We start from the raw sequence: 5,774 nt of genomic DNA, 5'->3' as shown, positions 1-5,774 counted from the left end.
GGCTGGCGAGCGCGCCGGCGCCCGCCAGCCTGCGCAGCGTGCCGCCGTCGAGCCCGGTGCGCAGCGCGAGGTCCTGCGTATCGGCAAAGCGGCGTTCGAGGCGTGCCGCCACGATGCGGGCGGCTGCATCCCGGCCCAGGCCGTGGATCATGCGCAGACCAAGGCGCACGGCGGCCTGCGCAGCGGCTGGAGCGGTGTCGGGTGTGTCCGCGCTGGCGGGTGGGACGGCTTCGAGCGTGCAGTCCCAGTCGCTGGTGCATACATCGGCCGCGCGCACCTCGACGCCGTGGCGGCGTGCGTCCTGGATGAGCTGCGAGGGCGAATAGAAACCCATCGGCTGGCTGTTGAGCAGGGCGGCCAGGAAGGCGGCGGGCTCGAAGCACTTCATCCACGCCGAGGCGTACACCAGCAGCGCGAAGCTGGCAGCGTGCGACTCGGGAAAGCCGTAGCTGCCGAAACCTTCGATCTGCTGACACAGGCGTTGGGCAAAGTCGGCGTCGTAGCCGTTCTTTGCCAGCCCGGCAAGGAGCTGTTCGCGGTAGCGCTCGAGTTCGCCCTTGCGCCGCCAGGCGCCCATCGCTCGGCGCAACTGGTCAGCCTCGCCGCCGGTGAAGCCGGCGGCCACCACCGCCAGCTGCATCACCTGTTCCTGGAAGATCGGCACCCCGAGCGTGCGCGCCAGTACGCCGCGGATCTCCGGGCGCAGCCCGTCCATGGGGTCCTCGCCGCGCGCGTCGCGTTCGCGCGCGTGCAGGTAGGGATGGACCATGCCGCCCTGGATCGGGCCGGGGCGCACGATGGCGACCTCCACCACCAGGTCGTAGAAGCGGCGTGGCCTCAAGCGCGGCAGCATGGTCATCTGCGCGCGCGACTCGACCTGGAACACGCCGATCGAGTCGGCGCGCGACAGCATCGCGTACACCGCGGGCTGCTCGCGCGGGATGCTCGCCAGCGTCAGTGCCTGCCCGCGCCAGGCCGACACCAGGGCCAGGCCGCGGCGCAGTGCGGACAGCATGCCGAGCGCGAGCACGTCGATCTTCATCAGGCCGACGGCGTCGAGGTCGTCCTTGTCCCACTGGATCACGGTGCGTTCTGGCATGGCGGCATTCTCGACCGGAACCAGTTCGTCGAGCCGGCCGCGGGCGATGACGAAACCGCCGACATGCTGCGACAGATGGCGCGGAAAACCGATGAGTTCCTCGGTGAGCGCGACCAGGCGCCGGGTGACCGGGCTGGTGGGGTCGAAGCCCGCTTCCTGCAGGCGCTCGGGCAGGATGCGACGGCCGTCGAACCAGTGGTGCTCGCGCGTCAGGCGCTCGATCTGCGCCTCGTCCAGACCGAGGGCACGGCCGACGTCGCGCAGGGCGCTGCGTGCCCGGTAGCTGATTACGGTGGCAGCCAGCGCTGCGCGTTCGCGGCCGTACTTGCGGTAGATGTACTGGATGACCTCCTCGCGGCGGTCGTGCTCGAAATCGACGTCGATGTCGGGTGGTTCGTTGCGCTCGCGCGAGATGAAACGCTCGACCAGCATGATGCCCAATGTCGGATCGACCTCGGTGATGCCCAGTGCCCAGCACACCACCGAATTCGCCGCCGAGCCGCGGCCCTGGCACAGGATGCCCACGCTGCGGGCGAAGCGGACGATGTCATGCACGGTGAGGAAGTAGGGCTCGTAGCCGAGTTCGACGATGAGGGCGAGCTCGTACTCGATCTGCCGGCGCACCTGGGGTGGGGCAGGGTCATCGGCAGCGGCGGGTGGCAGCTCGCCCGCCGCGGGTTCGGCGACGGCGTGGCCGGCCTGTCCGCGGTAGCGCCAGCACAGCCCGCCTTCCACCAGCCGACGCAGCCAGCTCGCCGGAGTCTCGCCTGCGGGGACGAGCTCGGCCGGGTACGCGTAGCGCAGTTCGTCGAGGCTGAAGCTGCAGCGTGCGGCGACCGCGAGGGTCTCGGCGAGCAGAGCGGGGGGGTAGCGGCGGGCGAGGGTGTCGCGATCGTGCAGGCGCAGCTCCGCATTGGGGGCGAGTGCGAGTCCGGCCTCGGCGACGCTGCAGTGCAGGCGCAGCGCGGTCATCACGTCGGCCAGTGGACGGCGCGCGGCGTCGTGCATGAGTGCGGCGCTCGCGGCGACCGCGGACACCCCGGTGGTGCGAGCGATGCGGCGCAGCAGGGTGATGCGGGCGCGGTCGCGGCCATCGAGCCGCACCGTCACCGTCAGCCAGCTGCGGCCGGGATAGCAGCGCGCCAGCCACGCGGCATCGGCCGCCAGCGCCGTGCTGGCAGCGTCAACGCCGGTGCGGGGCGGAAATGCCGCCGGCGCGACCAGCAGCGCCAGGCAGTCGGTCTGCAGCCCCTCGCGGCAGGCAGCCTCGACCATGTTGCGGGTGAGGTGGTAGCGCCCCTTGTCTGCTGCGCGCCGGGCCTGGGTGATGAGGCGAGACAGCTGGCCATAGCCGGCGCGCGTGGCGGCCAGCAGCACGATGCAGGGGCCGTCGGCAAGTTGAAGCTCGCTGCCGATGATCAGCTGCGGCCGTGCGTCGGCAGGCAGGGCTTGCAGCGCACGGTGGGCGCGTACCACGCCCGCGAGCGAGCATTCGTCGGTGAGGGCGATGGCGGTGTAGCCGAAGGCCGCCGCCTGCGCCACGAGCTCCTCGGGGTGCGAGGCGCCGCGCTGGAAGCTGAAATTGCTGAGGCAGTGGAGTTCGGCATGTTGCGGAGTCACAGGTGGACTGTAAAAAAATACAGCTTCAGACGCAAGCGCGTGCCCTGCACCCAGGGCGTCGTCCGCTGGCAGCCTCGTCTTTGCTGTCGCGGAAACCGGGCGGGCCCGGTACACTCACGCGCTTTGGCCGGCGCTGTCGCAGGCCGAGTCTGCAGATCATTTTCGGGCCGATATGGCCAGCAAGGAGTTTTCGATGCGCTTCGAGATGACCCGCGCCGCACTGTTCGGCGCCCTGGCACTGGCATTTGCGCTGGGCACGCCAGCCCATGCGCAGCAGAAGTCGGTGGCCATCACCGCCATCGTCGAGCATCCGGCGCTCGACGCCGTGCGCGATGGCGTCAAGCAAGGCTTGGCCGAGGCGGGTTTCGAGGAGGGCAAGAACCTCAAGTGGCAGTACCAGAGCGCGCAGGGCAACACCGGCACGGCGGCGCAGATCGCGCGCAAGTTCATCGGTGACCGCGTCGACGTCATCGTCGCCATCGCCACGCCTTCGGCCCAGGCCGTGGCTGCGGCAACGCGCAACATCCCGCTGGTGTATTCCGCAGTGACCGACCCGGTCGCCGCCAAGCTGGTGCCGTCGCTGGCCGCATCGGGCACCAACGTCACGGGCGTGTCCGATGCGCTCGAGCTGGACAAGCAGATCGAGCTGATCAAGCGCGTGACGCCCGAGGCCAAGCGTGTCGGCATGGTCTTCAACCCGGGCGAGGCCAACTCGGTGGTGGTGCTCGAGCGCATGCGCGAACTGCTGCCCAAGTACGGCATGAGCCTGGTCGAGGCCGCCGCGCCGCGTTCGGTTGACGTCGGCTCTGCCGCGCGCAGCCTGATCGGCAAGGTCGATGTGTTCTACACCAGCACCGACAACAACGTGGTGTCGGCCTATGAGGCCCTGGTCAAGGTCGGCATGGATGCCGGCATCCCGCTGGTGGCTGCAGACACCGACAGCGTCAAGCGTGGCGCCGTCGCCGCCTATGGCATGGACTACAAGGCGCTCGGCGTGCAGACCGGCCACATGGTGGCGCGTATCCTCAAGGGCGAGAAGCCGGGCGACATCGCCTCGGAAACCAGCAACAGGCTCGACCTCCATGTGAGCCCGGCCGCCGCCCGTCGCCAGGGCATCACGCTGTCGGAGGCGCTCATCAAGGACGCCGCCCAGGTCGTCGAGTAAGCGGCTGCAAGCCCGGTACGCGACTGCCGCGGTGCAGTCGCCCCGGGTGTTCGCGGCGGGGTTTCCTCGTCGCCCATCCTCAAACGGTTATTTCCCATGTCGCTCTACACCTTGCTCGGGGCACTGGAGATCGGCCTGATCTTCAGCCTGGTTGCGCTGGGCGTGTACATTTCCTTCCGCCTGTTGCGCTTCCCCGACCTTACCGTCGATGGCAGCTTCCCGCTCGGCGGCGCCGTTGCCGCGACCATGATCGCAGCCGGCCAGGACCCCTTTACCGCCACCATTGCCGCCACGCTGGCAGGTGCCGCGGCTGGCATGATCACCGGCTGGCTCAATGTGCGCCTCAAGATCATGGATCTGCTCGCCAGCATCCTGATGATGATCGCGCTCTACTCGATCAACCTGCGCATCATGGGCAAGCCCAATGTGCCCTTGATCATGGAGCCGACGGTATTCAACCTGCTCCAGCCCGAGGCGCTGGTCGACTACGTGTTCCGCCCGCTGCTGCTGGTGCTGATCGTGATCGTGGTGAAGCTCGGGCTCGATGCCTATTTCTCCACCCAGACCGGGCTGGCCATCCGCGCCACAGGGTCCAATGCGCGCATGGCACGTGCCCAGGGCGTCAACACCGGGCTGGCGGTGCTCGCCGGCATGGCGCTGTCGAACGCGCTCGTCGGCCTGGCCGGGGCGCTGTTCGCGCAGACCCAGGGCGGGGCTGACATCTCGATGGGCGTGGGCACCATCGTCATCGGCCTGGCGGCGGTGATCGTGGGCGAGAGCCTGCTGCCTTCGCGCAAGCTTTACCTGGCGACGATCGCGGTCATCGTCGGCGCCATCGTGTATCGCTTCTTCATCGCGGTCGCGCTCAACTCCGACTTCATCGGCCTGCAGGCGCAGGATCTCAATCTCGTCACCGCGGTGCTGGTGACGGTCGCGCTGGTGGTGCCGAAGCTGCGCGCGCACTGGTCCGGCAAGAGGGGGAACTGAGATGCTGAAAGCAAGCGACCTTCGCCTTACCTTCAACCCCGGCACGCCGATCGAGACCCAGGCTCTGCGCGGCATGTCGCTCGAGATCCCGACCGGGCAGTTCGTTACCGTCATTGGCTCCAACGGCGCCGGCAAGTCGACCTTCCTCAATGCCGTCTCCGGCGAGCAGAAGGTCGATAGCGGCAGGATCGAGATCGACGGCATCGACATGACCCGTCAGCCGGTGTGGGCGCGCGCGCGCCACGTCGCCCGCGTGTTCCAGGACCCGCTCGCGGGCACCTGCGAGGACCTGACCATCGAGGAGAACATGGCGCTGGCCAGCGTGCGCGGCGAGCGTCGCGGCTTCTCGTTCGCCGTCAAGCCGGCGCTGCGCGAGGAGTTTCGCGCCCAGCTGTCGACCCTCGGTCTGGGCCTGGAGAACCGCCTGTCCGACCGCATCGGCCTGCTCTCCGGCGGCCAGCGCCAGGCAGTGAGCCTGCTGATGGCGGCGCTGCGGCCGTCGCGACTGCTGCTGCTCGACGAGCATACCGCAGCGCTCGATCCGCGCACCGCGGCCTTCGTGCTCGAACTTACCGTGCGCATCGTCGCCGAGCACAAGCTCACCACGATGATGGTCACGCACTCCATGCGCCAGGCGCTCGACGTCGGCCAGCGCACGGTGATGCTGCATCAGGGCAGGGTAGTGCTCGACGTGGCGGGCGAGGAGCGCGAGGGCCTCGACGTGCATCACCTGCTGGCGATGTTCGAGAAGGTGCGCGGCGAGGAAATCGACGACGACAAGCTGTTGCTGAGCTGAACGCCTGCACGGATGCCGATGCCCGAAAGGCTCGCGACTTGCGTCGCGCCTACGGCACCCCGCGGCGCGCATCGCCCCCGCGTGGGAGCGGCGCGAGCCGCGAGGGG

Annotated in this window: 4 protein-coding genes; 3 read left to right on the top strand and 1 reads right to left on the bottom strand. The window is 69.1% G+C overall.

Going from position 1 to position 5,774, the window contains the following annotated elements:
• The coding region (locus B447_RS21255) for an error-prone DNA polymerase (RefSeq protein ID WP_004248864.1) at positions 1 to 2,719 on the bottom strand (2,719 nt) is incomplete at its 3' end.
• A gap of 172 nt (positions 2,720 to 2,891) precedes the next feature.
• On the opposite strand from B447_RS21255, the gene B447_RS21250 reads away from it, so the two are divergent.
• The 3 genes from B447_RS21250 to B447_RS21240 all read left to right on the top strand — a co-directional run bounded on the left by B447_RS21250 (position 2,892) and on the right by B447_RS21240 (position 5,667).
• The gene (locus tag B447_RS21250; protein ID WP_002927800.1) at positions 2,892 to 3,884 is read left to right on the top strand and encodes an ABC transporter substrate-binding protein; all 993 of its coding nucleotides are present in this window, start codon (positions 2,892 to 2,894) and stop codon (positions 3,882 to 3,884) included.
• 96 nt (positions 3,885 to 3,980) lie between these two features.
• Positions 3,981 to 4,871: an ABC transporter permease gene (locus tag B447_RS21245; RefSeq protein ID WP_004248862.1), complete on the top strand. Its 891-nt coding sequence runs from the start codon at positions 3,981 to 3,983 to the stop codon at positions 4,869 to 4,871.
• 1 nt (position 4,872) lies between these two features.
• The gene (locus tag B447_RS21240; protein ID WP_004248861.1) at positions 4,873 to 5,667 is read left to right on the top strand and encodes an ABC transporter ATP-binding protein; all 795 of its coding nucleotides are present in this window, start codon (positions 4,873 to 4,875) and stop codon (positions 5,665 to 5,667) included.
• Positions 5,668 to 5,774: the final 107 nt, after the last annotated feature.

Source organism: Thauera sp. 27 (genome assembly GCF_000310125.2).
GTDB lineage: Bacteria > Pseudomonadota > Gammaproteobacteria > Burkholderiales > Rhodocyclaceae > Thauera > Thauera mechernichensis.
This window is presented reverse-complemented; position numbering and strand designations above follow the sequence as displayed.

Coding starts and splice junctions, on each gene's coding strand:
- B447_RS21245 (WP_004248862.1), top strand. CDS start 3,981: ATGTCGCTCTACACCTTGCTCGGGGCACTGGAGATCGGCCTGATCTTC.
- B447_RS21250 (WP_002927800.1), top strand. CDS start 2,892: ATGGCCAGCAAGGAGTTTTCGATGCGCTTCGAGATGACCCGCGCCGCA.
- B447_RS21240 (WP_004248861.1), top strand. CDS start 4,873: ATGCTGAAAGCAAGCGACCTTCGCCTTACCTTCAACCCCGGCACGCCG.